General features: G+C 70.1%; 24 protein-coding genes. 13 read left to right on the forward strand and 11 right to left on the reverse strand.

Going from position 1 to position 24,764, the window contains the following annotated elements:
- Positions 1 to 90: 90 nt before the first annotated feature.
- From ACRAKF_RS17345 to ACRAKF_RS17370, 6 genes are all read left to right on the forward strand, one after another.
- Entirely contained in the window at positions 91 to 345 is a 255-nt protein-coding gene (locus ACRAKF_RS17345; RefSeq protein ID WP_447038066.1) for a hypothetical protein, read from the forward strand.
- Positions 346 to 776: 431 nt separating this feature from the next.
- Positions 777 to 1,835 carry a hypothetical protein gene (locus ACRAKF_RS17350; protein ID WP_447038067.1) on the forward strand — a complete coding sequence of 353 codons (1,059 nt, stop codon included), beginning with the start codon at positions 777 to 779 and terminating at the stop codon, positions 1,833 to 1,835.
- A gap of 76 nt (positions 1,836 to 1,911) precedes the next feature.
- Positions 1,912 to 2,754, forward strand: a complete 843-nt coding sequence (locus tag ACRAKF_RS17355; protein ID WP_447038068.1) for a hypothetical protein — start codon at positions 1,912 to 1,914, stop codon at positions 2,752 to 2,754.
- A gap of 31 nt (positions 2,755 to 2,785) precedes the next feature.
- Positions 2,786 to 3,049: a hypothetical protein gene (locus tag ACRAKF_RS17360; protein ID WP_447038069.1), complete on the forward strand. Its 264-nt coding sequence runs from the start codon at positions 2,786 to 2,788 to the stop codon at positions 3,047 to 3,049.
- A 146-nt stretch (positions 3,050 to 3,195) separates the two neighbouring features.
- Positions 3,196 to 3,549, forward strand: coding sequence for a hypothetical protein (locus ACRAKF_RS17365; RefSeq protein WP_447038070.1), 354 nt, complete (start codon positions 3,196 to 3,198; stop codon positions 3,547 to 3,549).
- Between the two features lie 51 nt (positions 3,550 to 3,600).
- Positions 3,601 to 8,073, forward strand: a complete 4,473-nt coding sequence (locus tag ACRAKF_RS17370; protein WP_447038071.1) for an FtsK/SpoIIIE domain-containing protein — start codon at positions 3,601 to 3,603, stop codon at positions 8,071 to 8,073.
- Between the two features lie 65 nt (positions 8,074 to 8,138).
- Here the strand turns inward: ACRAKF_RS17370 and ACRAKF_RS17375 are convergent, their stop codons facing one another.
- The 3 genes from ACRAKF_RS17375 to ACRAKF_RS17385 all read right to left on the reverse strand — a co-directional run bounded on the left by ACRAKF_RS17375 (position 8,139) and on the right by ACRAKF_RS17385 (position 11,583).
- The gene (locus ACRAKF_RS17375) at positions 8,139 to 8,414 is read right to left on the reverse strand and encodes a WXG100 family type VII secretion target (RefSeq protein WP_447038072.1); all 276 of its coding nucleotides are present in this window, start codon (positions 8,412 to 8,414) and stop codon (positions 8,139 to 8,141) included.
- A 176-nt stretch (positions 8,415 to 8,590) separates the two neighbouring features.
- Positions 8,591 to 10,321: a serine/threonine-protein kinase gene (locus ACRAKF_RS17380; RefSeq protein ID WP_447038073.1), complete on the reverse strand. Its 1,731-nt coding sequence runs from the start codon at positions 10,319 to 10,321 to the stop codon at positions 8,591 to 8,593.
- Between the two features lie 407 nt (positions 10,322 to 10,728).
- Positions 10,729 to 11,583: a menaquinone biosynthetic enzyme MqnA/MqnD family protein gene (locus ACRAKF_RS17385; protein WP_447042039.1), complete on the reverse strand. Its 855-nt coding sequence runs from the start codon at positions 11,581 to 11,583 to the stop codon at positions 10,729 to 10,731.
- A gap of 336 nt (positions 11,584 to 11,919) precedes the next feature.
- On the opposite strand from ACRAKF_RS17385, the gene ACRAKF_RS17390 reads away from it, so the two are divergent.
- Positions 11,920 to 12,123, forward strand: coding sequence for a cold-shock protein (locus tag ACRAKF_RS17390; RefSeq protein ID WP_006138897.1), 204 nt, complete (start codon positions 11,920 to 11,922; stop codon positions 12,121 to 12,123).
- Between the two features lie 184 nt (positions 12,124 to 12,307).
- Here ACRAKF_RS17390 and ACRAKF_RS17395 read toward each other — a convergent pair whose 3' ends face one another.
- The 6 genes from ACRAKF_RS17395 to ACRAKF_RS17420 all read right to left on the reverse strand — a co-directional run bounded on the left by ACRAKF_RS17395 (position 12,308) and on the right by ACRAKF_RS17420 (position 18,813).
- Positions 12,308 to 13,120, reverse strand: coding sequence for an ABC transporter ATP-binding protein (locus ACRAKF_RS17395; protein WP_447038074.1), 813 nt, complete (start codon positions 13,118 to 13,120; stop codon positions 12,308 to 12,310).
- A complete protein-coding gene (locus ACRAKF_RS17400) occupies positions 13,117 to 14,070 on the reverse strand; it encodes an ABC transporter ATP-binding protein (RefSeq protein WP_447038075.1) in 954 nt (317 codons plus the stop codon). The genes ACRAKF_RS17395 and ACRAKF_RS17400 overlap by 4 nt, the downstream gene beginning before the upstream one ends.
- A gap of 117 nt (positions 14,071 to 14,187) precedes the next feature.
- Entirely contained in the window at positions 14,188 to 15,033 is an 846-nt protein-coding gene (locus ACRAKF_RS17405; RefSeq protein ID WP_447038076.1) for an ABC transporter permease, read from the reverse strand.
- Positions 15,030 to 15,977: an ABC transporter permease gene (locus ACRAKF_RS17410; protein ID WP_447042041.1), complete on the reverse strand. Its 948-nt coding sequence runs from the start codon at positions 15,975 to 15,977 to the stop codon at positions 15,030 to 15,032. The genes ACRAKF_RS17405 and ACRAKF_RS17410 overlap by 4 nt, the downstream gene beginning before the upstream one ends.
- A gap of 2 nt (positions 15,978 to 15,979) precedes the next feature.
- A complete protein-coding gene (locus ACRAKF_RS17415; protein ID WP_447038077.1) occupies positions 15,980 to 17,650 on the reverse strand; it encodes an ABC transporter substrate-binding protein in 1,671 nt (556 codons plus the stop codon).
- The gene (locus ACRAKF_RS17420) at positions 17,647 to 18,813 is read right to left on the reverse strand and encodes a C45 family autoproteolytic acyltransferase/hydolase (RefSeq protein ID WP_447038078.1); all 1,167 of its coding nucleotides are present in this window, start codon (positions 18,811 to 18,813) and stop codon (positions 17,647 to 17,649) included. The genes ACRAKF_RS17415 and ACRAKF_RS17420 overlap by 4 nt, the downstream gene beginning before the upstream one ends.
- A gap of 121 nt (positions 18,814 to 18,934) precedes the next feature.
- Between ACRAKF_RS17420 and ACRAKF_RS17425 the strand changes: the two genes are divergently transcribed.
- Positions 18,935 to 19,843, forward strand: coding sequence for a MurR/RpiR family transcriptional regulator (locus ACRAKF_RS17425; protein ID WP_447038079.1), 909 nt, complete (start codon positions 18,935 to 18,937; stop codon positions 19,841 to 19,843).
- A gap of 33 nt (positions 19,844 to 19,876) precedes the next feature.
- Here ACRAKF_RS17425 and ACRAKF_RS17430 read toward each other — a convergent pair whose 3' ends face one another.
- On the reverse strand, positions 19,877 to 20,467 hold the full coding sequence (locus ACRAKF_RS17430; RefSeq protein ID WP_447038080.1) for a helix-turn-helix domain-containing protein: 591 nt from the start codon (positions 20,465 to 20,467) through the stop codon (positions 19,877 to 19,879).
- Between the two features lie 88 nt (positions 20,468 to 20,555).
- On the opposite strand from ACRAKF_RS17430, the gene ACRAKF_RS17435 reads away from it, so the two are divergent.
- From ACRAKF_RS17435 to ACRAKF_RS17445, 3 genes are all read left to right on the forward strand, one after another.
- Positions 20,556 to 21,341, forward strand: a complete 786-nt coding sequence (locus tag ACRAKF_RS17435; protein ID WP_447038081.1) for an AzlC family ABC transporter permease — start codon at positions 20,556 to 20,558, stop codon at positions 21,339 to 21,341.
- Complete coding sequence (locus ACRAKF_RS17440) at positions 21,338 to 21,652, forward strand: AzlD domain-containing protein (protein WP_447038082.1); 315 nt, start codon at positions 21,338 to 21,340, stop codon at positions 21,650 to 21,652. The genes ACRAKF_RS17435 and ACRAKF_RS17440 overlap by 4 nt, the downstream gene beginning before the upstream one ends.
- A gap of 345 nt (positions 21,653 to 21,997) precedes the next feature.
- The gene (locus tag ACRAKF_RS17445; protein ID WP_447038083.1) at positions 21,998 to 22,969 is read left to right on the forward strand and encodes a molybdopterin-dependent oxidoreductase; all 972 of its coding nucleotides are present in this window, start codon (positions 21,998 to 22,000) and stop codon (positions 22,967 to 22,969) included.
- A gap of 44 nt (positions 22,970 to 23,013) precedes the next feature.
- On the opposite strand, the gene ACRAKF_RS17450 is transcribed toward ACRAKF_RS17445, so the two are convergent.
- Positions 23,014 to 23,457, reverse strand: coding sequence for an ATP-binding protein (locus ACRAKF_RS17450; RefSeq protein WP_447038084.1), 444 nt, complete (start codon positions 23,455 to 23,457; stop codon positions 23,014 to 23,016).
- Between the two features lie 135 nt (positions 23,458 to 23,592).
- Between ACRAKF_RS17450 and ACRAKF_RS17455 the strand changes: the two genes are divergently transcribed.
- Positions 23,593 to 24,459, forward strand: coding sequence for a helix-turn-helix domain-containing protein (locus tag ACRAKF_RS17455; RefSeq protein ID WP_447038085.1), 867 nt, complete (start codon positions 23,593 to 23,595; stop codon positions 24,457 to 24,459).
- Positions 24,456 to 24,758, forward strand: a complete 303-nt coding sequence (locus ACRAKF_RS17460; protein ID WP_447038086.1) for a DUF397 domain-containing protein — start codon at positions 24,456 to 24,458, stop codon at positions 24,756 to 24,758. Before ACRAKF_RS17455 ends, ACRAKF_RS17460 begins: the two co-directional genes overlap by 4 nt.
- The last annotated feature ends 6 nt before the right edge of the window (positions 24,759 to 24,764 follow it).

Raw genomic sequence — 24,764 nt, forward strand, 5'->3', positions numbered from 1 at the left:
GACGCGACTGACGCCCCTCAGTACCCTCATATCTCCAGCAGTGGGCTGCACAGGCGTAGCGCAGTACCGACGAGACGGAGGGAATCGGACGTGGCCGACCCCGAGCTGCAACAGCTCAGCAAGCGGGCTACCCAACTTCGGAGCCTCGCGGACCACATCGACGGCCTCGCGGACTCCCCCCACAAGTACGCCACCACCACGATGAAGAAGTGGGCAGGCCCGCACGCGGATCACACGCGGGGCGAGCTGAAGAAGTGGCAGACGAAATGCCACACCGTGGCGGAGGAACTCCGCAAGGAAGCTCGCGAATGCGACAAGACGGTCAAGGAAGCCAAGAAGCCCTAGTCCACCCGGCTTCCTCGGCTCCTGCCGGTATTGGCTCTGCCGGCACTCCTGGCAGGGCAGACGCTGCGCCGGTGAGAGCGATTGCCTCGCCCCCCATGACCTCCCATGAATCCGCCCGTGAGTCACGGTCCGACGGCAGGCCCGGCATCCGATTCGTTGATCTATCGAAGCAAATGCCCTATCCAGCAAGCCGCTTCGCACTGGCGAACCAAGAGCCCCGTCGCTAGCGTCAGTCCTCTATACGTAGCCCTTGCCCCTCGGGAGTCGACTGTGACGCGCCGTACCTGGCAGCCGCCGCCATGCCACCCATGGGCGTGGCCCGTCCGCTGACGGCCAGAACCGGCGACGGGCGGCACTTGCCGCGCTCCTGAGCCCACCAACACGTCAATCGCTTGCAACGGGGGAAACATATGGCAGACGAATTCCGAGGAATGAAGAAGGAGAAGGCGCGCAAGCTGGCTGCCGCGCTGGACGTCGCAGGTGGCGCCCTCTCCATCCAAGGCCCCCTGGTTTCCGGGATCCTCGCCAAGTGGGACGGGGACCAAGGGGACCTCGGGAAGTTTCCGGCCCAATCCACCTGGTCGCAGGACCAGGCGAAGGACATCCGGCGACGTATCGGCATCCTGGATGCCGACCCCAAGGCCGAACTCATGCTCATCGGGATTACCGGAGTCCTCGACACCTGGCAGAGCGTGAAGGACAAGAAGGGGGAAGTCGGTGAGTACGTCGAAGAATTCAAAGACCTGAAGGCACACGCCACCGCCCCCCTCAAACTCACTAAAATCGCATCCGGGATTGAAGCCTCACTCCAGCTCTTCCAGCGATGGCAGCAGGGCAAGAACGTCCAAGCCGCAAAAGCTGTTCTCGAATTGAACAAGTATTTCGGTGTAACGGGCGACCGGCTAAAACTGAAAAATATCGAGTACATTCAAGAGATCCTCAAGCTCAAGCGCATCGAGGGTCTGTACGAGCAGCCGTGGAAGTGGCAGCAGGCGGCCCGGGCATTCATCACCACGAAACTGAAGATCCCTCTCCCCGCAACGCTGCTCAACCAAGCACCAGGACTCAGCATCCTGGACCGGATAAGCCTCCCGCTGGCTGCCCTTCATGGCACGAAGCAGCTCTTTCTCCCTGACCACAAGGGCGTTCTGGGCGGCTTCGATCGCGGGATGGGCGGGCTTGAGCTGGCCGGCGCGGGCGCAGTCATGGGGGGTGCGGGGGCCGCAACCGCTCTCGGCGCGAGTGCGACCGTCGCGGCTGCTGTGCCCGTAGTCGGCTGGGTCGCACTGGGCGTAGCAGGGGCCTACTTCCTTGGAACCTATGCCTACGACAACAGGGAAGCCATCAAGAGGAACACGAAGAAGGCCTGGAACGCAACGAAAGAATGGGCTGGAGACTCGGTGGACAAGGGCAAGGAAATTGTGAACGGAGCCAAACATGCCGTGACGAATCTCGTACCCAGCTCTGTAAAAAGATTTGGTTTCTGGTGAGCAGTCACAAGTTGTGATGTAGCGAGAGTCCCGACCGCCATAATTTACCTGCTGCATAGAATGCTAGGAGTGCCGAGTGCCGCATCCTGAACTGGGGATCGAGCTGGAGAAATTCCGTGAGTTCCTCGGAGACGCCCTGTCCGAAGGAGGAACACAGCCTCTGATCCAGCTTACGGACGAAGAGCTGGCCGTATTGGACCCAAGCGCGCTGGACGAGGTCGTAGCGCCCACACCCCATTTGGCCACGTTGGAGGCTGACCAGCGTGAGTGGGTGCTCGCGACCGCCATCCGCTCGCTCGCCTCCCGCGGCGCCATAGAGATCGCCAATATTCCTGAGCTCGACGCTCTGATGCGGTCTGAGGGGCAGTTCGAGAATGGAGGCACGGCAGATGTCGACATGCGAATCAGTCCTGATGTCGACCTGGCCCTGGTTCTACGGCGAACCGCGAGCAGTGCCCTCGCCGTTGAGCAGCAGACGTCCCGGGGAAGCGTGCATGGATTCGTCTATGTTCACTCCCCGGAACTCATGCTCATCGAGCAGGTCACCGGTGGAGGCATGCACATCTTCACCCTTGCCGACTCGGCGAAGGACGCCGCGAGGATGATGCAGGTTCTGGTCGATCCGCTCGGCGTCGCGGACAAGGACAGCAAGACACGACAGCTCGACCCGATGGCCATGACAAGCGATCAGGTGGACGGTCCACTCGGCGAGGCGATCAACAATGCTCTGGTGGTGAGTCAGCTGATCGTGCTCGGAGACGAGCCCGGGCCGCTGGTGACCACGTATGCGACCGAGAACTCCGTGTGGGCTGTGCGTGTCGACAAACCTCAGTCGCCAACTGGCGTGCAGGCAAGGTCCGTCAGTGAGCGTTCCCTTAATTCTGAGATCATTCGTCTGATTACGCTGCCGGCCCAATGACTTCTCGAAATCCACGAAGGGGCGCCTCATCATGAGCGACCGCGTCGAAGAATGCAGAAGAGATCTGGTGAACTTGAAGCGGTTCGCCGACGAGATCGACCGGACTCTGGATGCTGTTGACGCAACCTCCGGTCACGACGTATGGAAGGGGCCGGCGGCTGACAACTTCCGGGAGGAGTGGGGGCGGAAGCGCAAGAAGCTGCATGATGCCCTCGACGCAGCACGGGGCCAGCGCACAAAGATCCTCCAGCGCATCCAGGAAGAAGAAGACAAGAAGAAAGCCAACCACAAGTAGGCAGCGGCCGCTCATCGCCTACGTTCCGACATACCGATAGGTGTCCCATGGTCAATACTGATCCGCGAGTCTACGAGGCGACATTCCTCCGCACTCCTCTCCAACTCTTCTCGGGAGCAGGATGGAAGAAACTTGTGGCGCTCCGCGTGGACAGCGAAGGTGTACTGCTCGGCGGTGCCCCGCCTGTGTATTACAAGCAAAAAGCATTTGCGCCGTGGAAAGATATCCGGTCCATGGTTATCTGGTATCAGAGAACGGCCGGCCAAGGAATCAGCCACATCGGTCTCCGTCGCCACCCCGACGCTCCTCGCCTCCCCGGACCAAATAGCAGGATGACGCCACAGTCAGCAGCACTGGTCGCTCCGCATGTGGAATACGACCTTCTGCTCGACAGTCGGCCGATCAATCTCTGGCGCCTTGACCCCGAGAAGCTCCAAGCAGCGGTCGACGCGTTCGCGCCCGGCGTTCCAGTGCTGGTCTATCAACAAACGGATCAGTAGCAAACCTCAGCGATTCGAGATCGCCCCACGCGGGTCGGAAGGAAGACAACGATGCGAGTCCTGGTGACAGTCGTGCGGGAGGGCATAGCCCCGCAGGACGTCGTGGTCACCCTGGAGGAAGAGGCTACGGCCGGTGACGTGGCGGTCTGTCTGGCCGGCGCGAGCCCGGCCTCCTCGCCCCACCTCGCGGTCGGGCGGCTGTCCTCCGCGGTCCGGTCCGCCGCTGCCGGGGCAGGCTTCGCCGCTTCGAAGTCCCCCTTCCCGCAGGCCACCACCGCCGCCTCCCTCTGGGTCGACGGCCGGCACTGCGACCCCTCGGCCCCCGCCTCATCCGTCCTCCGCGACGGCGTGCGCGTCACCACCGATGAGGCCATCGGGCCGTTCATGCGCGCCGGCGAGCCGACGGGCCGGTTCGAGCTGCGGGTCTGTGGGGGACCCGACGCCGGACGGATCGCTCGTGTGCAGGTCGGCGTGGCGACCCTCGGGTCCGGTCCTGCCTGCTCCCTCACCGTCGCCGACTCGGCCCTCGCCCCGCTCGCCGCCAAGCTCTCCGTCAACGTCGACGGCAGCGTGACACTCCATCCGCAGCCCGGGGCGGGGCCTCTGACGCTCAATGAGGAGCCGGTCGAATCGGAGCGCGCCTGGCCTGTCGGCGCCCTCGTCAAGGCCGGCGATTCACTGATCGTCCTTCACGAGGCGGAAGAGCCCGACGCTCACCTGGCGGCCACGGACGACGGTGGCTACGCGTACAACCGGCCGCCCCGGCTGTCACCGCTGCGGCAGCGGCCTCGCCTGGTTCTGCCCGCCGAGCCGGTCAAGGGGGAAGGCCCTCGCCTCCAGCTACTCGCCTCCTTCATCCCGGCGGTCTTCGGCCTGGGCATGTACTTCATGACCAAGCAGATCTACACGCTGCTCTTCTGCGCCATGAGCCCGCTGATGATGATCGGCTACTGGGTGAGCGAGGCGCGGCACGAGCGCAAGCGGCACAAGAAGGCCGTCAAGGAGTACAAGAAGGCGCTCGTCGAATACGACGTCAAGCTGGTCGAGTTGGCCAAGGCCGACCAGCTGGCCCGGCGCGAGGCGCATCCCGATCCGGCGCAGGTGCTCCTCTTCGCCACCGGTCCGCGCCGTCGCCTGTGGGAGCGCAGACTCGTCGATCCCGACGTGCTGCAATTGCGGGTCGGAATGGCGGACCTGCCCGCCGACGTCGAGATGCGTGCCGTCAAGAGCGGCGCCTTCGACGATCCGCCGGAGCCCCCCGTGGTGTCCGATGTCCCTGCCGTGGTCCCCCTGGCCGAGCTGGGCGTCATCGGTGTGGCCGGCGACCGGCGGCTGAGCCTGGCCATCGCCCACTGGCTGGTCACGCAGGCGACGGTGCTGCACAGCCCGCGGGACCTCTCGCTCGTGGTCCTGTCATCGGCCGGCGACGCTCAGGCCGCCTGGGACTGGGCCCACTGGCTTCCGCACACCGTCCCGCAACTGGGCCAGGACTGCATCTCGTTGATCGGGTCGGAACCGGAGGTCGTGGGCCGCCGCGTCCACGAGCTCCTCACCGAGCTGGAACGCAGGAAGGCCGGCGCCAAGGACTTCGGGGCGTCCAAGACCCTGCGCCCCGACCCCTTCACCCTGATCGTCCTGGACGGCGCCCGACTGCTGCGACGCATGCCCGGTGTTCCCCAGCTCCTCCAGGAGGGCCCCGGCCACGGCATCTTCGCCATCTGCATAGACGAGGACGAGCGGCTCCTGCCCGAGGAGTGCAAGGCCGCGATCAGTGGCCTCGCCGACCGGCCCCACCACGTCGGGATCGGCGGTGGTGGTCTCGAGTCGGTCGGAGACGTCCTCGCCGACCAGGTGTCACCCGGCTGGTGTGAACTGCTGGCCCGTTCGCTCGCTCCCGTACGCGATGTGAGCCTGGATGACGCCGACGCCGCGCTGCCCACGTCCGCGCGGCTGCTGTCCCTCCTGGACATGCCGGACCCCACGGGCGCGGACGTCGCCGGCATCTGGCAACGGGGCGGCTCCACCACGGAGGTGCCGATCGGCATCGCCGGTGACGGGGCCTTCATGCTGGACATCCGCAGGGACGGCCCGCACGCGCTGATCGCCGGTACGACCGGCGCCGGTAAGTCCGAGTTGCTGCAGACCATCATCACCTCGCTGGCTCTCGCCAACCGTCCGGACGCCCTCAACTTCGTCCTCATCGACTACAAGGGCGGCAGCGCGTTCCTGGACTGCGCGCAACTGCCCCACACCGTCGGCATGGTCAGCGACCTCGACGCCCACCTCACGGAGCGGGCACTCGCGTCACTCGCCGCCGAGCTCAAGCGGCGGGAGGAGATCCTCTTCGACACGGCCGCGAAGGACATCGAGGACTACAACGACACGAGGAAGGTCCGGCCCGAACTGGAGCCCATGCCCCGGCTCGTGCTGGTCATCGACGAGTTCGCCTCCCTCGTCGCGGAGCTGCCGGACTTCATCGCGGGCCTCGTGGACATCGCGCGGCGAGGCCGCTCGCTGGGGGTCCACCTCATCCTCGCCACCCAGCGCCCCGCCGGCGTGGTGAGCGCGGACATCCGGGCCAACACCAACCTTCGTATCGCCCTGCGTGTCACGGACGGATCCGAGTCCTCGGACGTCATCGACGCGCCCGACGCCGGTTCCATCGCGAAGTCGACGCCCGGACGCGCCTACGTCCGCTCGGGCGCGCAGTCGCTCGTCGCCGTGCAGTCGGCGCGCATCGGCGGACGACGCCCCAGCGTCGGTTCCCACCGCCCCCGGGCCGTCGCGACCCCCGTGTCCTGGGGTTCTTTCGGCCGACCGGCCCCCCGCGTCGCGGAGGACGGTGACGACGGAACGCTGGTGACCGACCTCAGCGTCCTCGTCGGCGCCATCCGGGAAGGTGCGGAACTGATGCGGTTCGGGCCGCAGCGAAGCCCCTGGCTGGAGCCACTGCCCGATTCGCTGTCGGTCGCCGATCTGCCGGCCCCCGTGCCGTCGACGCCCGACGAGGTCGCCCCCATCCACATCGGCCTCACGGACCTCCCCGCCCGGCAGAGCCGCGCGCCACTGGCTCTCGACCTGGTGCACGGCGACCACATCATGCTCGCGGGCGGTCCCCGCTCAGGCCGTTCGACCGCCTTGCGCACCCTCGCCGGCGCGCTGGCGAGCAGCACCTCCCCCGCTGACGTCCACCTGTACGGCATCGACTGCGGTGCCAACGCCCTGCTGCCCCTGACCAACCTCCCGCACTGCGGAGCCGTGGTCACCCGGGACCAGCCCGACCGGGTGCGCCGCCTGCTGGACCGGCTGGCGGCCGAGGTCTCGCGCCGTCAGCAAATGCTGGCCATGGAGGGCCTGTCCAGCGCCACGGAGCAGCGCGCCACGGCCGCGCCGGAGGACCGGCTGCCCTGGATGGTCCTCCTGCTCGACGGCTGGGAGGGTTACACGTCAGCTCTCGAAGGCATCGACTACGGCCGTCTCGTCGAGATGATCGTCAAGATCTTCAGGGAAGGCGCCGCGGTCGGCCTGAAGGTCGTCATGACGGCGGACCGGAGCGGGTTCAGCGGCCAGGTCTCGCCGTCCTTCGCCGACAAGCTGATTCTGCGGCTCACGGATGCCAACGAGTACTCCCTGGCAGGGCTCTCCGCCCGCGATGTGCCGAAGACGATGCCCGCCGGGCGTGCGCTGCGCATCACGGACGCGGGTGCTCAGGAGAGTCAGATCGCGCTGCTCGATGCCGACCCCTCCGGCCAGGCGCAGGTCGCCGCGCTGCGCAGGATCGCGGAGGAGGCGCGCCGCCGTCATCCGGTTCCGCCGCGCAACCGCCGCCCCCTGCGGGTGGACGAACTGCCGATGCGGGTGACCGCCAGCCAGGCCCGCGCGCTCGACCCCACCTTCACACCGCCGTCCCCGCTGTGGACGCTCCTGTGCGTCGGTGGCGACGAACTCACGCCCATCGGTGTCGACCTGGACGAGTCGGGGCCCGGCTTCGTCATCGCGGGCCCGCCCAAGTCCGGTCGCTCGACGGCCCTGCTGGTCGCGGCGCGGAGCCTGCTGGCCAACCAGGTGCCGCTGGTCCTCGTCACCCCTCGACGTTCGCCCCTGCGCGATCTGGAGGGTGAGCCGGGCGTCCTCGGCGTGCTCAACGCGGACAGCTCCGAGCGTGAGCTGACCGCGTTGATCGAGGGCGCGGCGGGCGGAAAGTACGCCGTCGTGGCGGACGACGCCGACATGCTCTACGACACGTCGCTGGACCGTGCGCTGGAGGAGGTCGCGCAGAGCGGGCGGGACGGCGGCATCGGCATCGTCGTGGCCGGCGCCACGGACACGCTGTCTTCCCAGTACCGGGGGTTCGTCGTGGAGGCCAGGCGTTCGCGCCAGGGCATGATCCTGGCCCCGCAGAGCGCCTCGGACGGAGAGCTGTTCAACGTACGTCTCTCCATCGACGGCGGCGGTCCTGTCGGCCGTGGACTCCTCATCCAGAGCGGCCAGATGACGCCGGTCCAGGCGATTCTCGACGACTGACCCGGCACAAAGAAATAGCCGGTGCGACCGATCAACGGTCGCACCGGCTCATACGCGCTCAGGGATCAGGCCGAGGTGGCCTGCTCGATCCTGTCGTGGCTGTTCTTCGCCGACTTGTACGCGTCGTGCAGCGAGTCAGCCAGCTTGCTGACCTGCGGCTTGAAGTCACGCCACTCGTCACGGAACCGGTTGGCGCCGGGGCCCGCCCAGAAGCCGTGGCTGTCGTTGGCCTGACCGTCCAGGAGCGAGATCAGGTCGCGGACCTCGGTCTCCTTCTTCTGGAAGGCTTCGTAGAGCTTCTGAAGCTTCTCAAGTTTTGCACCGCGGTCGATCTCCGTCATCCGGCTTCCTCCCCGTGTCGCTAACGCAAACAGACTCATGTGTCACACGGGACGCTACCGCACCGGATCCGGCCGCGGAAAGTGGTTCCTTTGTCGCACCCTTGCAACGATGCGAGCGCCAGTGGACCCGGCTGGGCCCCAGCTCACGGGGTACGCGAACGCCCCGTTCCCCGTCCTCACTCCACCCGCGTCAGACGTGCCTCCGGGTTGCCCGCGGAGGGGTCCTTCGAGGTGTACGTGAGGTGGTTGGCCGAGGGGGTCAAGTAGATCGTGTGGGGGGTCTGGGCGCACTGGGCGCCGTTCGTTTCGGCGCCCTTGCCCGTGGCGACGAGGCGCTCGGGGGTCACCGACTTGAGGGTGAGTACGTCGGTGCAGGTGTTGCCGATCGGGTCGTGCTGGACGACCTTGCCGAGGCGGGCGCCCGGCGTCGCCTGACGCAGGGTCACCTCGAAGGTGCCCAGCGGGACCGTGCCGCCGTTCGCGTCCGCCTTGCCGCTCCACTTGCCGAGGTAGGCCGCGGGGACCGTGCTGGAGTCCGCCTCGTCGGTGGGCCGCGGGGCGCCCGTCGCCGCGGGAGGCTGTCCGTCGTTGTCGGCCGCGTTGTCGTCGTTCTTCGGCAGCAGGTCGAAGACGAACACCGAACCCACCGTGACGGCGGCCAGCGCTCCCGCCACGGCGAGGGCGACCGTGCAGCTCACCCTGCGGCCGCGGCCGCTGGGACCCGCGGGCGCGGAGGCCGCGGTCACGGAGACCGAGAGCCTGCCGGGTTCGCGGGTGGGTTGCCGGATGGGTTGCCGGATGGGTTGCCGGGTGGGTTGCTCATGAGCGGCTGCGGGTGCGTGCTGCGGCCGAGCGCCGTACGAGGGGTCCGGGGGCCCGAACGTCCCCTCCACCGCCGGGGCGTCGAAGGCCACGGGGCCCGACACCGCCTCCGCCGAAACCGCGCCCGGCCCCGTACCGGCGCCCGCGCCCGCACCCGCACCCGCACCCGCACCGGCGCCGGCGCCCGGCCCCGTTTCCAGGTCCAGGAGCCGCACCGCGCTGCGGCTCACCCGTTCCACCACGGGGCCCGGCAGCCACCCCGCCGCCACCAGGGCCGCCGCGCCCCCGGGGGCCAGGCGGCGGGCCACCTCCCCCGGGGCGGGCCGCAGGGCCGGGTCCTTCGCGAGGCACGCCGCCGCGAGGTCCCGGAGGTCACCGGTGAGCGCCCCCAGCTCGGGCTCCTCGTGGACGACCTTGTAGAGCAGCGCGGCCGACGAGTCGCCGGGGAAGGGCGACTCCCCCGTCGCCCCGTGGACGAGGACCGCCCCCACCGAGAAGACGTCCGCCGCTCCCGTGACGCCCTTGCCGAGGACCTGCTCCGGTGCCATGTAGCCGGGCGAGCCGATGGAGACGCCCGTGGACGTCAGCGATGCCGTGCCGTCCGTTGCGCGCGCGATGCCGAAGTCGATGAGGCGCGGCCCGTCCAGGGTGAGCAGGACGTTCGACGGCTTCACGTCACGGTGCACCAGACCCAGGGCGTGTACGTGCGCCAGCGCCTCGGCGAGGCCCGCGCCCAGTACGCGTACGGAGTGGACGGGCAGCGGGCCGCCCTCCCGCACCGCCACGGTGAGCGAGGGCCCGGCCGCGTACCCCGTGGCGACCCACGGAACGGCGGCGTCCGGGTCCGCGCCAAGGACGGGCGCCGTCCAGTCGCCGCCGACCCGCCGCGCCGCGTCCACCTCACGGCGGAAGCGGGCACGGAACTCCTCGTCGAGCGCGAAGTGCGGATGCACGATCTTGACCGCGACCGTACGGCCGCCCTCGCTGCGGCCGAGGTAGACCCGGCCCATGCCGCCCGCGCCGAGCAGGCCGAGCAGGCGGTAGGGACCGATCGTGGTGGGCTCGTCGGCTTCGAGCGGACGCATGACGTTGGCCTCCCCCGGACGCGCCTCGGGTCACCGGCACGTCGTACCCCTGCTCTTACCTCTGGCTCTTGCCTCTGCTCTTGCCTCTGCTCTTGCCTCTGCTCTTACCGCTGCGGATCAGCGTAGTGCGGAACCGGTGCGCGGGGTGGTCCTTGCCGACCGGGCCGATATCCAGCCTTGTGGCCGGGCGCGCAATTCGGGAGGGGCTGCCGTTCACCGTGATGACGTTCGTACGCAATACGGACGCCGAGAACTATTACGCCCGAAGGGTTATCGCGATATCCCTCGGGCCGCCCACCTCAATTCGGCGAGAGCCGCGGCCGGGCATAACGGAACAACAGGTTCCGATAGGGGTCCGCGTCCGTGCCCATGAAAGGACCGCGGGCCCCCGCGGGACACCGCTGGGCTCAGGGACCCAGCAGCTCCACATGTACGTCCGCGGGGAACCCCGTCTTCGGCCCCACCCGGCGCGCGAACTCCGTGACGCCCTCCAGTTGCGCGGCGCCGAAGCGGAAGTCCAGCGTCGTGAAGTACCGCTCCAGGACGTCCGCGTCGAAGGCCTCCCAGCGCGCGGCCTGCTCGGCGACCTTCGTGACCTCCTCCAGCGAGAGATCACGGGACGAGAGGAAGGCCTGGTGCACCTGGCGCACCACCTCCGGCTCCCGCTCCGCGTAGTCGCGCCGCGCGGCCCAGACCGCGAAGACGAACGGCAGGCCCGTCCACTCCTTCCACATCGCGCCCAGGTCGTAGACGTCCAGGCCGAGGCGCGGGCCGTCGATGAGGTTCGCGCGCAGTGCCGCGTCCCCGATCAGGACGGCCGCGTCCGCCTCCCGCATCATCAGGCCCAGGTCAGGCGGGCAGGTGTAGTAGTCGGGCCGCACGCCGTACCGCTCGGCGAGCAGAAGCTGCGCGAGCCGGACCGAGGTGCGCGAGGTCGAGCCGAGCGCGACACGGGAGCCGTCGAGCTGGTCGAGGGGGACCTGCGAGACGATCACGCAAGACATGACGGGGCCGTCGCAGCCGACCGCCAGGTCGGGGAAAGCGACCAGGTCGTCGGCCGCCTTCAGGAACTCGACCAGGGTGACGGGAGCGATGTCGAGCTCGCCGCGCACCAGCTGTTCGCTGAGCTTCTCGGGGGTGTCCTTCGTCAGCTCGAAGTCGAGCAGGGTTCCGGTCCGCGCGAGTCCCCAGTAGAGGGGCATACAGTTCAGGAACTGGATGTGGCCGACGCGCGGCCGGGGGGTGCGGCGGGAGTCGGGCAGCTGTTCGGCGCCTGCCCCCGCAAAGGCGTCCAGGGGAGAATTGTCCACATCGTGGAGGCTAGCCCCACTGCGGTACGAGGTGACCGCCGGGTCCCTCGCGCGTCTCGTCAACACCACCGGGAGTCCTGTCAAACATCCGGGTGACGTGATCTTGCCCCCTATTGCATTCCCCGGCCTGCGTGCTAAGCTCGCCGCAAGTTGCAGTTTGGTTTCCCTTGCAGTACAGAGCCTGCGGAGCATGTAACTCCGTGGGCTCTCGTCGTTTTCAGACTTATGCAGTTGTTTAAACAATCGCTGGTTCTGGAGCAGGGCAACCCTTTGGCCCAAGGAGGGCTTATGGCTACCGGAACCGTGAAGTGGTTCAACGCTGAAAAGGGCTTTGGCTTTATCGCCCAGGAAGGCGGCGGCCCGGACGTCTTCGTCCACTACTCCGCGATCAACGCGAACGGCTTCCGCTCCCTTGAGGAGAACCAGGCCGTTTCCTTCGACGTGACGCAGGGCCCGAAGGGTCCGCAGGCGGAGAACGTCACCCCGATGTGATCGGACGTCCCACGTGAGTGGGGCGTGTGATTCCTCCGGTGACTTGATCCGGACATGGATGCAGTACCCAAGGAGCCCTGCTCCTCCGTGCGAACGGAGGAAGCGGGGCTCCTGCCTTTTTCTGGCCCCTGGGCCTCTTGCCTTGCCCCTGGGCCACCCCCTGGGCCTCCCTGGGCCCCCCGGGTCAGGCGGGCAGGTTCTGTCTTGCTCGTACTGCGTCTGAGGGGTTCCAGCCCTCGCCGGGGACCGAGGCAAGGAGCAGTTTCGTGTAGGGGTCCTTCGGGGTGGCCAGGACCTCGTTCGTCGGGCCCTGCTCCACCACTTTGCCCCTGCGCATCACCAGCACCTCGTCCGTCACGTGCTGGACCACGGCCAAGTCGTGGCTGACGAAGACCAGTGCCACCGCCGTGTCCCCGCGGATCTCGTCCAGCAGCTTCAGGATCTGCGCCTGGATCGACACGTCCAGTGCCGCCACCGCCTCGTCGAGGACCAGGATCTTCGGGTCGACGGCCAGGGACCTCGCTATCGCCAGGCGCTGGCGCTGGCCGCCGGAGAGTTCCCTCGGGCGGGCCCGCGCCTCCCTCGTACCGAGGCCCACCTGGTCCAGGAGCCCGGCCGCCGTGGACTCGTCCCTGCCGTGCAGGCGCAGGGCCGTTCGTACGCACTGCTCCGCCGTGAGCCGGGGGTCCAGGGAGATGTACGGGTCCTGGAACACCATCTGGATCTGCCGTGCCCTGGCCAGGCGGGCGGTCTTCCCCCTCGGGGGCCGGGGGCTCCTGGGGGTGCCCTCGACCCGGATCTCGCCCTTGTCGGGGCGTACGAGGCCCACGAGCATCCTCGCCACCGTGGTCTTGCCCGAGCCCGACTCCCCGACTATGCCCAGGGCCCCGCCCGCGGGGACGGTGAACGTGACGTCCTCGGCGGCCTTGTGGTGGCCGCCGCCCGGCAGGCCGTACGTCTTGGTGAGGCCGGCCGCCTCCAGCAGGTGCTCGGTCATCCTTGGTTCGCCTCCATGGGGAGTACTCGGCACGATGCCGTGCCGCCGTCCGGCAGGGCCGCCGGCTCTGGTGGCCATGTTTCGCAGGGCGGTTCCGCGACCGGGCAACGGGTCACGAAGGGGCAGCCCGTGAAGGTGTCCGAGAGGGACGGAGGGCGGCCCGGGATCGGGGTCAGGGGAGCGGGGGTGCTCCGGGCGGGCGTGTTCAGCGTGGGTGAACAGGACAGGAGGCCCTGGGTGTAGGGGTGGGCCGGGGTCGCGAAGAGGGCCTTGGCGGAGCGTTCCTCCACGACTCGGCCCGCGTACATCACGTACACCCGGTCGCAGTACGCGGCGGCGAGGTGCAGGTCATGCGTGATGAGGAGCAGGCCGAGGTCGCGGGTGGCGCGCAAGGTGCGCAGCAGGGCGAGGATCTCCGCCTGGGTCGTGACGTCCAGGGCGCTGGTCGCCTCGTCGGCGAGGAGCAGGCGGGGTTCGGCGGCGAGCGCGCCCGCGATGACGACGCGCTGGAGCATGCCGCCGGAGAGTTCGTGCGGGCGTTGGCGCAGCCGGCGCTCCGGCTCCGACAGCCCCACCGCCGCGAGGAGTCCGGCCGCTCGGGCGGGTGTCGCCCCGCGTTCGGTGAGGAAGTCACCGATGCGGCGCACCGGGTTGAGGGCGGCGCGGGGGTCCTGGTGGACCATGCCGACGGGGCCCGCGCGGTGGGCGCGGAGCTGTTCGCCGGTGAGGCCGAGGACGTCCGTGCCCGCGAAGTGGACCTGCCCGGACGCGGTCGCGCCGGGCGGCAGCAGCCCGATGGCCGCCTTGGCCGTCGTCGACTTGCCGGAGCCCGACTCGCCCACGAGAGCGACGACTTCGCCCGGCCGGACGTTCAGGGTGACCCCGTCCAGGACCGGGCGCGCCGTACCCGGGATGCGAACCGTCAGGTCCGCGATATCGAGGAGCGACATGGCTCACCAACTTCCTGACCGGCCGGCGGACCAAGCCCCGACCCCACCGACGGACGACACACCGACCACACCCCGCACGCGACCCCCCGGGCCCGCGACATCAACTGTCGACATCACTCACCTGCCCCCCAGCCGGTCGGCGGCCCAGACGCCGGCCACGTTGAAGGACACGACGACCAGAGCGATGGCGGTGCCCGGGACCATGGCGGGGAGCAGGGCGCCCTGGACCACGGCGGCCTGGCCCTCCTGGACCATCAGGCCCCAGTCGGAGGAGGGCGGTTGGGCGCCGAAGCCCAGGTAGGAGAGGGTCGCCAGGGACATCAGGGCCTCGCCGAAGAGGACGACGAGGTAGCCAAGGACCGCGCGGCCCAGGTTCGGTACGACGTGGAGGGCGCAGATGCGGGCGCCGCCCATGCCGAGGACGCGGTAGGCGTCGACGTAGGGCTTGCGGGCCTCGGAGAGGGCCAGGGAGCGCGTGTACTTGGCGATCGTCGGAGTGAAGGCCAGGCCCAGGGCGAGGACGGAGGTCGTCATGCCCGCGCCGAAGACCGCGATGATCAGGACGGTGAACAGCAGGCCGGGGAAGGCGTACATCACGTCCGTCAGACGGGACACCAGGGTGTCCACCCAGCCGCCCCGCCACGCGGCGAGCACCCCGAGCGAGATGCCGAGCAGGGCGGCCACGGCGAGCAGCAGGACCGGGGCGATCAGGCTGGTGCGGGCTCCGTACAGGGCGCGGGAGAGCAGGTCCTGGCCGGAGGAGTCGGTGCCGAGCAGGTGCTCGCCGCCCGTGCCGACGAGGGACGCGGAGAGGTCGATGGCGTCCGGGGCGTAGGGCGCGAGCAGCGGGGCGAAGAGGGCCGCCAGGACCACCAGGGCCAGGAAGGCGCCCGCCATGAGCACGCCGACGGGGCGTTTGCCGCGCAGGGACAGCGGTGCCGGGGCTACCGCGGTGGCCGTCATGACGTGGCTCCCTTCACGCGGGGGTCGAGGAGGGGGTGGACGAGGTCGACCAGCGTCGTGACCACGATGTAGCCGGTGACCATGAGCAGCAGGACCGCCTGGGCGACCGGGAAGTCGTGGGTGTTGATGGCGCCGACGAGGAGCGAGCCGATGCCGCTGATGCCGAAGGCCGTCTCGACGACGACGGTGCCGGCGAGCATGCCCGCCATGACGAGGCCGCACATGGTGACGATGGGGCCGAGCGCGTTGCGCAGCACGTGGCGGCGGATGATGTCCCGCTCCGGGACGCCGGAGGCGCGGGCCGCCTCCACGTGGTCGGAGGCCGCCGCGTCCGCCATGGCCTGGCGTGTGACACGGCTGATGATCGCGAGGGCGCCGAGCGCCAACGACAGGGCGGGCAGGGTCAGGTGGCGCAGGGTGCCGGTGAACCCCTCGCCGCTGCCGGTGACCGGGAACCAGCCGAGCTGGACGCCGAAGAGCGAGACCAGGGCGATGGCGGCGACGAAGGAGGGGACCGAGGCGGCCAGGGTGGTGCCGCCGACGACCAGGGAGTCGACCCAGGTGGAGCGCTTCACCGCCGCGAGGATGCCCGCGCCGACGCCGAGGACGACGAAGAGCACCGTGGCGTAGGCGACGAGCTGGAGCGTGGTCGGGAAGCGGGCCGCGACGAGGTCGGCGACCTGGTCGCTGTACTTGAAGGACCGCCCCAGGTCGAGGTGGACGCAGTCCCACAGCCAGCGTCCGTACTGGACGAACAGCGGCTCGTCCAGGTGGTACTGGGCGCGGACGCTCGCGAGCCGCTCCGGGGTCAGCTTGTCGCGGCCCCCGGCGAGGAACACCGCGGGGTCGCCGGGCGCCGCGTACACGGCGGCGAAGATGACGAAGGACGCGGCGAAGAGCGTCGCGAGCAGGCCGGCGAGGCGGCGGGCTATCCGGGAGAGCAGGGTCATCGCCCGACCTGGCCCTTCTTGGGGCCGAGCAGGGCGGCCCACGGGTAGTAGAGGTAGGCCTGCGAGGCCGGCGGTCCGGTCATGCGGTCGTTCAGGACGAGCGCCGTCGGCACCTGCCCGAGCGGAATCCACACGGCGGCGTCCACGAAGCGGCGCTGCACGTCGACGGCGAGCTTCGCGCGCCGCGTGTCGTCGAGGGTGCCGAGGGCCCGGTGGACGAGCTTGTCGTACGTGGCGTCCTTGAAGCCGACCCAGTTGTTGGAGGAGTCGGAGAGGCCGTTGTCGTAGAAGCCCATGGGGTCGGCCTTGGAGATGTACCAGTCCCCCACCAGGACGTCGATGTCGGCGCGGGCCCCCGGGTCGCTGTAGAACTCCTCGAACTGGGCGGTGGGCACGGTCTTGATCTGCCCCTTGAGCCCGATCCGCTGGAGCGCGGCGCGCACGGCGTTGGCGACGACGGTGCGGCCCTGGCTGCTGTCGGTGCCGATGACGACCGGGTCGGCGGGCGCGCCCGCGGCCTTCACCAGGCGCTTGGCCTCGGCGAGGGTCTCGGCGGTGGGTGTGGCGGGGGCCAGCGCGTCCAGTTCCTTCTGGGCGGCGGCGAACCGCGGCTTCTCGTACCCCCATGCCCCCGAGCCGACGGGTGTGGCCCAGGGCTGGACGAGCCCGCCGTAGCCGGACCGTGCGATGCCGTCGCGGTCGATGGCCAGGGAGAGGGCGCGGCGGATCTGCGGGTCCTTCAGGCCGCCGCGCGCGGTGGGGATGAGGACGAGCGAGGCGGTGGAGGGGCCGTAGTGCTGGTCGATGCCCTTGGCCGCGCGCAGGGCGGACGCGGTGTTCGGGGACTCGGCGTACGTCCCGTCGGCGGCGCCCGTCTTCAGGGCGTTGACCAGGGCGCTGTCGGAGGCCCAGCGGAAGGTCACCCGGCGGGTCGGCGGCTGCTTGCCCCAGTAGTCCTCGTACGCCTCGATGGTGAGGGAGTCGCCGGACTTCCAGCCGGTCAGCTCGTACGGGCCCGAGCACGCGTCGCTCTGCCCCGGCGTGCCGAACTCCTTGCCGGAGGCGGTGACCTGCTCCTTGTTCCAGACGATGCCCGCGTCGCCCGCGAGCGCCTTGGTGAAGAGGGCGTCGGGGGCCTTGAAGCGGATGGTGATCTCGCGGTCGCCGGTCTTCCGCAGGGAGCGGACGTTGCCGAACTCGTCGGCCTGCTCCATGTCCGGGTCGGCGTGCCGCCGCAGGCTCCACAGCACGTCGTCGGCGGTGAGCGCCGACCCGTCGTGGAAGGTGACGCCGTCCCTGACGGTCAGGACCAGGGTCCTGTCGTCGGGCGTACGGGCCTTCGTGGCGAGGAACGGCTTGATGCTCATGTCGGGCTGGAGCTGGTAGAGCCGCTCGCAGACGTTGGTCAGGACGACGCGTCCGGCGCTCGATCCCTGGGTGTCGAGGTCGAGCGAGTCGGGCTCGTCCTCCAGGAGCCAGTCGGCCTCGTCCTGCCGCCCCTCGGCGGCGGGCGTGGTGGCGGTGAGCTTCAGCTCGGCGGCGTCGGCGGGCTCGCCGCCGAGCGCCGTCGTGTCGGCGCCGCTGCACGAGGCGGTGGCGAGCAGGGCGGTGGCGGCGAGTCCCGCCAGGGCCGCGCGCCGGTGGGCCGGCACGGTCAGGGGGCTCATGAGGACTCTCCGTACGGGCCGTCGTAGAGGTTCCAGGGCATGTGCTGGTAGTCGCGGTCGCAGGGGGTTCCCGCGGTCACGTGGTAGTCGCCGGTGGTCAGGTCGACGCAGGAGGAGACGAGCGTGGCCCAGTGCTTGACGGCCGGGCGGCGCGGGTCGGGGTGGGTGCAGAGCGACTCGGGCAGACCGAGGTGGTCGGACATCGCCTGCTTGATCAGCTTGCGGGACTCGTCGGGGCCGGTGGACGCGCGCAGGGCCCGCAGCCCCTCCTCGGCGCGCGGCACACGGACCAGCGAGTCGGACGACATGGGGCGGTAGCCGTCGGCGAGGGCGGCGGGGATGCCCGCCTGGTAGTGGTTGCCGTGCACGAGGAGGCCGTCGGCCGGGTACATCCAGCCGTGCCCGGCGGGCGTCGTCTCCAGGTCGATGGCGAAGCCCTCGCGGCAGGTGAGCAGGGCGTTGCTGGCGATGTGGGCGCGGGTGCGGCAGAGCACGTCGAGGGCGTCGGTGATGGTCGCCTGGTCGAGCACGCTGCGGCGCACGACGGTCTGCGGGAGGCCGATCGCGTCGTCGAAGCGCCCGCCCAGGCCGTTGGCGTTGAGCGCGATCCCCGCCGAGCTGGCGCCCTGGCGGCCTATCTGCCCCGCCTCGACCTGCATGATCAGGGTCGGCCTCGGCGGCTGCACGATCCTGATCATGACGACGGTGTCGGCCACACCCGCGCGCCAGTCCCAGTTCTGCCCCGCGTAGACGTGCCCGTCGCCGCTGGCCTGCCCGTACGCCGCGAAGGACGTGCAGCCCTCGGCGGGCTCCTCGTCACCCCCCGCCTCCTGTGACGCCTCGGCCATGTCCGCGAACGAGCGGTCGTAGATGACCTCGCCGCGGGCGTTGAGCGCGAGCACGTCCAGCAGCGTGACGCCCGCGCCGTCGGCGATGCCGCGCATCTCGTCCACGAGGTGGGGCGCGTAGTCGCGGACCGGGTCGAGCCAGCGCGCGGCCCGTGCGGTGACGCGGTCCCAGGTCAGCCCGGCGGAGTGGCCGAAGGCCTCTTCGTAGTAGCCGATCGCGGCCTGGATCTGGGGGCGGACGGATTCGCCGTACTGGCGGCCGCGTTCGGTGGGCGAACCGGAGATCTCGATCACGGGGAGCGTGCGGGGTGCCATTGTTCTCCTACCGCGGAGAGGTCCCGCGACGACGTCCTGTAACGTCGATTACGAGAAGCTCTCCTCTTGGAATGCGTTGCCCAGGAGAGTAACCGCCATCACACGAGAGTCAATAGACGTAATGGGAATTTCAGAGAGTGCGGGGGCGGCGGGCGCCGCCGGGCTTGACCGGCTCCGCGCGGCCGTGCGTGACCAGTGGGAGACCCTGTCCGCCTCGGAGCGCGCGGTCGCCCAGTACGTCGTGAGCGCACCGCCGGAGTCCCTGCTGTTCGCCAGCGCCCAGGAGCTGGGCACGGCGAGCGGCACGAGCAACGCCACGGTCGTCCGCGCGCTGCAACGCCTCGGGTATGCCGGACTGCCCGCCCTGAAGCGGGAGTTGGCGTCCGACTTCACCTCGGCGGTCCCTCCGGAGGTCCGCCTCAAGCAGCGCATCGCGCACGTCGGCAGGGACCTCGGCGACATCTGGGGCGACGTCTTCGACGAGGCGGCCGAGCGCATCGAGCACGCCCGCAGGCTCACCCCGGACGACGCCCTGCGCACGGCGGTCGAGGCGCTCGCGGAGGCCACCGAGACCCACTGCTACGGAGTGGCGGCATCCGAACTCGCCGCGCGCCACCTGGCCCTGGCGCTCGGCCGCATCGGCCGCCGCTCGCGGTACGTCGGGGAGACCGGCTTCGCGCTCGCCGACGCCCTGCTCGGCATCCGCACGGGCGACGCGGTGGTGATCTTCCAGCCCGGCCGGGCGCTGCCCGAGCTGTCGGTCCTGATAGAGCGGGCGCGGGCGGTCGGGGCGCGGGTCGTCCTCGTCACGGACGAGCTCGCGGAGCTGTACGGGCCACGGGTCGACGCCGTCCTCACCGCCCCGCACACCCCGACGGGCATCACCACCGAGGCGCTGACCGCCCTGGTGGTCGCGGACGCGCTACTGCTCGCGCTGACCACGCTGGACGAGACGCGGGCGGTCGACACCTCGCACCAACTGACGGCGCTACGGGAGCAGTTGCTGTCCCCGAAGCCACGCAGGGCCTGACCGGCGGCCGCCGCGAGGCCCGCCCATCCTCCGCTAAACGTGCTGCATGATCATCACGAACGTCGTGCCCGGCTCCAGGGCCTCGTAGGAGTGCGACACGTCGCCCCGGTACGACATGTAGTCGCCGGGGCCCAGCTCCACCGTCTCGCCGTGCGGGCCCGCGAGGAGGCGGCCGGTGCTGATGACCAGGTGTTCCATCGAGCCGGGGATGTGCGGGTCGGACTCGCGCGGAGGGCCCGGCTCCAGCGCCCCGTGGTAGATGTCGCGCCGCACCCCGGCCGGCCCCGCCGAGAGCAGGGTGCCCGCGTACGAGGAGTTCTCCGCGTGCATGGTCGGGCCCTCGCCCGCGCGGATCACCGTCACCGCGGGCGCGGGCGACTCCACCAGGACGCTGAACGGCACGCCGAGCGCCACGGCCAGCGCCCAGATCGTCTCGATGCCGGGGTTGCCGGTGGCCGCTTCGAGCTGGGAGAGCGTGGACTTCGCGATTCCGGCGCGTTTGGCCAGCTCGGAGAGGGAGATCCCGGCCTTCGCGCGCTCGCGGCGCAAGGCTGCCGCGACCCATTCGCGGGGCATGCGGGACGGCAGGACGCCGCCTGCGCCGGGGCCGGTGCCGTTGTTCATCGCTTTCGCTCCTGAGAGGCTTCGTTCGCTATACAAGGCCATTCGTTCGGCTTGACGAACGCACCTCGCACTGCCCATCCTACGACGTATGCGTTCGCCGAACCGAACAAACGACCCCCCAGACCGAACGAAGCCGACGGTCGGCACGGCCGGACCGTCCCTCGTGCGCCTCTCCGACCTGCCGCCCGGCGTCCTGCGCGACATCGCCCTCGTCTGGCTCGCCGACGCCGTCGTCGGCGTCTCCTTCGGCGCCATCGCCGTCGCCGGCGGGCTGCCCCTCTGGGTGCCGGTCCTCATGTCGCTGCTCGTGTACGCGGGCTCCGCCCAGTTCAGCGCGGTCGGACTGCTGACCGCGGGCGGCGGCCCCGTGGCCGCGGCGGCGACCGGGCTGCTGCTCAACTCCCGTACCGCCGCCTTCAGTCTGGCCCTCGCCGAGGACCTCGGCCGCTCCTGGACGGCACGGCTGATCGGCGCGCACCTCATCACCGACGAGACGGCCGCGTTCGTGCTCGCCCAGGAGGGGCGCCGGGCGCGCAAGGCCGCGTTCTGGATATCGGGGCTCGGCCTGTTCGTTGCGTGGAACGTCAGCGTGCTCGCGGGCGCCCTCGCGGGAGCGGCGCTCGGTGACACCGACCGGTTCGGGCTCGACGCGGCGTTCCCCGCGGTCCTGCTCGCCCTGGTCCTGCCCGCGCTGCGGTCCGACGGCTCGGCGCGGCGGGCGGCGGCGGCCGGTGCGGTGATCGCGGTCGCCGCCGCGCCGCTGCTGCCCGCCGGGGTGCCGGTCCTGCTCGCCCTGCTCGGCCTGCTCGCGGCCCGGCGCGGCCCCGGCCGTCCCCGTCCTCCCCGCACCGACGCCCCCGGGAGCGCCCGATGAACGCCACGCTCGCCTGTGTCCTCGTCCTCGCCGCGGGCACCTACGCCTTCCGCCTGGCCGGTCCCGTGCTGCACGGCCGCGTGGAACTGCCGGCCCGCGTCCAAGGGCTGCTGACCGTGGGGGCCACCGTGCTCCTCGTCGCGCTGCTCGCCACGGGTGCGCTGACCGAGGGCCAGGGCTTCGCGGGCTGGGCGAGGCCCGCCGGGGTCCTCTTCGGCGGGGTCCTCGCGTGGCGCAGGGCGCCGTTCGCGCTGGTAGTGGTGGGCGCGGCAACGGCGACAGCGCTACTGCGACTCGCGGGCGTGCCTTAGCCGGGGCCCTCGTAGCCGGGTCCCTCGTAGCAGGGCCCCTCGTAGAAGGGACCCTCGTAGCAGGGGCCCTCGTAGCAGGGGCCCTCGTAGCAGGGGCCCTCATGTCCCGCGCCGGCGTCAACACGCGCCGCCCGCCCAAGAGATGGGCACTCACGCCCGCCCCCCCCATAAGATCGGGAAGTCGCAGAATCGATTCGCGAGGTCGCCGAACCGGTCCGCGGAATCTCAGAAGAACCGGGGGATTCTCACCATGCTCATCGCGTCCACGGCACTGTCCCTGGCCATGCCGGCCCTGTTCCTCCTGGCCGAACATCCGAAGACACCCGCCACGGGAGCCGCCACCCGATGACCGCACCGCTCACCCCGCCCCCGGAGGACCCCTCGCACGGCGACCCCGCGCCGGGGCCCGACTTCGTCACGCCGGTCGACAACGTCTTCGTACGCGCCCACATGGGCATCCCGGAGCTGGACGCCGACGCCTGGACGCTGACGGTCGAGGGCCTCGTCGAGCATCCCCTGCGCCTCGACCTGCCCACCATCCTGGCGCACCCGGCCCACCAACTCACCTCGGTGCACGAGTGCTTCGGCAGCCCGCTGCGCCCCGACGTTCCCACGCGCGCGGTGGCGAACATCGAGTGGACCGGCTTGCCCCTCGCCGCCCTCCTGGAGCGAGCGGCACCGCTGCCCGCCGCCCGGCACGTCGTCCTCGAAGGCGCGGACACGGGGTCCTTCGCGGGGCAGGACGGCATCTCGTACGTGAAGGATCTGCCGCTGGGGACCGCGCGCCAAAGCGTGTTCCTGGCCCACCACATGAACGGCGAGCCCCTCCCCGCCCGGCACGGCCACCCTCTGCGGGCCGTGGTCCCCCGCATGTTCGGCACGAACTCCGTGAAGTGGCTGACCAGGATCGTCCTCACGGACGAGCGCCCGGAGCACATGTTCACCACGACCTATTACACGCGCGGGGTGCCGGGCCACGACACCCCGCAGCCGGTGCGCGAGGTCGACGTCAACAGCAGGCTGACCTCGCCCGCGCAGGACGCGAAGCTGCCTTACGGAACCGTCGCCTTCCGGGGCCGCGCCTGGAGCACCACGGAGATCGTCCGCGTCGAGCTCTCCGTCGACGGCGGCCCCTGGGAGCCCGCCCGCCTGGACACCCTCGGCGCGGATCCCGCCTGGCAGGGCTTCTCCCTGCGGCACTGGCTCACCCCGGGACCGCACATGGTCCGCTCCCGGGCGACGGACACCACGGGCCGCGTCCAGCCGCCGCCGGGCTCCCGCAACTCGGTCCACGAGGTGACGTTCACGGTCACGTAGCCGTGGGCCGACCGCGGGTCACGTGGCCGTGGGCCGGCCGCGGGTCACGTAGCCGTGGGCCGGCCGGTTCGCAGCTCGGCCCAGACCGTCTTCCCGATCCCGCGCTCGGCCACGCCCCACCGCGCGGCCAACGCCTCGACCAGCCGCAGCCCGTGCCCCGACTCGCCCTCCGGGTCGTACGGCTTCGCCCGTGGCTCGGGTCCCCCACGGGCGTCCGCCACTTCGATACGGAGCGTGGCCGGCCCCTGCCGGATGAGCCGCAGCTCGAAGTCCCGCCCCGGGACGCGGCCGTGCGTGACGGCGTTCGCCGCCAGCTCGGCGACGACGTGCGCCGCCGCGTCGGACACGTCGCTGCCGTGCGGATACCCCCAGGCCTCAAGCTGGTGCGCCACCAGCCGCCGGGCCAGGCGGGCGCCTCGGGGAGTCGCGCTGAGCACCTGCCGGAAGACGGCCAACGCCTCGGGGTGGGGGGAGATTTGCTGGTTCATGTGACTGAGAGTGGCCGATCGGCTCTACGCTGACCAGGAGTGACAGAGCGACGCTGCGTAGCCGTACGGATACGGATCTCGCCTTGTCGGGTTGTCGGCCGTGCCCACTGGGCGCACGCGAAGGCGGTACGGGACATGGCGAACACGGAACCGGAAGAGCGGCGCCCGGAGCGGCCCGCCGAGGAGGACGGCACGGCCCATCTATTCAGGGCCGTGGGCAAGCAGTTGAAGGTGCTGCGCCTGCGCATGGGGATGAGCCAGAAGGAACTGGCCGCGGCGACGCACTGCGGCGAGGACCTGATCTCGGCGATGGAACGCGGGGTCCGCACGCCGCAGCCGGAGTTCCTGGAACTGGCGGACCCGTTGCTACGGGCAGACGGAGTACTGGCTGCGGCGACGGACGATGTACGCGAGGCACAGAAGAAGGCGCGGACGAGACACCCCGAGTGGTACCGGGGGTACGCCAACCTGGAGGCCCAGGCCGTCCAGCTCTACGTGTACACGAACCAGTCCGTGCCTGGCCTGTTGCAGACCGAGGCCTACGCCCGCGCCATCTTCGCCCAGTGGAAGCCGCTGCTCAGCGAAGAGACGATCGAGAAGCGCGTCGCGGACCGCATCGCCCGCCAGCAACTCTTCGAGCCTTGGCCGTCCCCGACGTTCAGCTTCATCCTGGACGAGAGCGTGTTGCTGCGCCCGATCGGCGGGAAGGACGTCCATGCGGAACAGTTGCGCAGGCTTCTGAGTATCGGGCGCAGGCGAACCGTTCAGCTACAGGTGATGCCGCTGACGCGCGAGGAACAGCCCAGCCTGGACGGGCCGTTCACGCTGTTGACCATCAAGAAGCAACAGGTCGCCTACATGGAAATCCATACGTACCCACGACTGATTACCGTTCCGGAAGAAGTCCATGTGCTGGCCACCCGCTATGGGATGCTGCAATCGGAGGCCCTCACGCCCCGCGAGTCACTGGTTCTGATCGAGAAGATGCTGGGAGACCGATGAACTCCGAGGAACTCACCTGGTTCAAGTCGAGCTACAGCAGCGGAGGGGGAGGCGAGTGCCTTGAAGCCGCCTACACCTGGCGGAAGTCCAGCTACAGCAGCGGCGCCGGCGGCGAATGCCTCCAAGCCTCGTACCCCTGGACGAAGTCCAGCCACAGCAGCGGCGAGGGCGGCGACTGCGTAGAACTGTCACCCTGCGCAAACGCGATCCACGTCCGCGACAGCAAACGCACCGACGGGCCGACGCTCACCATCAGTCCCGCCCCTTGGTCCCACTTCCTCGCCCACGCCACATCCTGACCCCTG

Source organism: Streptomyces sp. DSM 118878, from assembly GCF_052936595.1.

What these genes read in the sequence shown, in the direction of transcription:
- ACRAKF_RS17350 (WP_447038067.1), top strand. Translation starts at nt 777, where the DNA reads ATGAAGAAGGAGAAGGCGCGCAAGCTGGCTGCCGCGCTGGACGTCGCA.
- ACRAKF_RS17360 (WP_447038069.1), top strand. Translation starts at nt 2,786, where the DNA reads ATGAGCGACCGCGTCGAAGAATGCAGAAGAGATCTGGTGAACTTGAAG.
- ACRAKF_RS17370 (WP_447038071.1), top strand. Translation starts at nt 3,601, where the DNA reads ATGCGAGTCCTGGTGACAGTCGTGCGGGAGGGCATAGCCCCGCAGGAC.
- ACRAKF_RS17375 (WP_447038072.1), bottom strand. Translation starts at nt 8,414, where the DNA reads ATGACGGAGATCGACCGCGGTGCAAAACTTGAGAAGCTTCAGAAGCTC.
- ACRAKF_RS17380 (WP_447038073.1), bottom strand. Translation starts at nt 10,321, where the DNA reads ATGCGTCCGCTCGAAGCCGACGAGCCCACCACGATCGGTCCCTACCGC.
- ACRAKF_RS17390 (WP_006138897.1), top strand. Translation starts at nt 11,920, where the DNA reads ATGGCTACCGGAACCGTGAAGTGGTTCAACGCTGAAAAGGGCTTTGGC.
- ACRAKF_RS17395 (WP_447038074.1), bottom strand. Translation starts at nt 13,120, where the DNA reads ATGACCGAGCACCTGCTGGAGGCGGCCGGCCTCACCAAGACGTACGGC.
- ACRAKF_RS17400 (WP_447038075.1), bottom strand. Translation starts at nt 14,070, where the DNA reads ATGTCGCTCCTCGATATCGCGGACCTGACGGTTCGCATCCCGGGTACG.
- ACRAKF_RS17405 (WP_447038076.1), bottom strand. Translation starts at nt 15,033, where the DNA reads ATGACGGCCACCGCGGTAGCCCCGGCACCGCTGTCCCTGCGCGGCAAA.
- ACRAKF_RS17415 (WP_447038077.1), bottom strand. Translation starts at nt 17,650, where the DNA reads ATGAGCCCCCTGACCGTGCCGGCCCACCGGCGCGCGGCCCTGGCGGGA.
- ACRAKF_RS17420 (WP_447038078.1), bottom strand. Translation starts at nt 18,813, where the DNA reads ATGGCACCCCGCACGCTCCCCGTGATCGAGATCTCCGGTTCGCCCACC.
- ACRAKF_RS17425 (WP_447038079.1), top strand. Translation starts at nt 18,935, where the DNA reads ATGGGAATTTCAGAGAGTGCGGGGGCGGCGGGCGCCGCCGGGCTTGAC.
- ACRAKF_RS17430 (WP_447038080.1), bottom strand. Translation starts at nt 20,467, where the DNA reads ATGAACAACGGCACCGGCCCCGGCGCAGGCGGCGTCCTGCCGTCCCGC.
- ACRAKF_RS17435 (WP_447038081.1), top strand. Translation starts at nt 20,556, where the DNA reads ATGCGTTCGCCGAACCGAACAAACGACCCCCCAGACCGAACGAAGCCG.
- ACRAKF_RS17440 (WP_447038082.1), top strand. Translation starts at nt 21,338, where the DNA reads ATGAACGCCACGCTCGCCTGTGTCCTCGTCCTCGCCGCGGGCACCTAC.
- ACRAKF_RS17445 (WP_447038083.1), top strand. Translation starts at nt 21,998, where the DNA reads ATGACCGCACCGCTCACCCCGCCCCCGGAGGACCCCTCGCACGGCGAC.
- ACRAKF_RS17450 (WP_447038084.1), bottom strand. Translation starts at nt 23,457, where the DNA reads ATGAACCAGCAAATCTCCCCCCACCCCGAGGCGTTGGCCGTCTTCCGG.
- ACRAKF_RS17455 (WP_447038085.1), top strand. Translation starts at nt 23,593, where the DNA reads ATGGCGAACACGGAACCGGAAGAGCGGCGCCCGGAGCGGCCCGCCGAG.
- ACRAKF_RS17460 (WP_447038086.1), top strand. Translation starts at nt 24,456, where the DNA reads ATGAACTCCGAGGAACTCACCTGGTTCAAGTCGAGCTACAGCAGCGGA.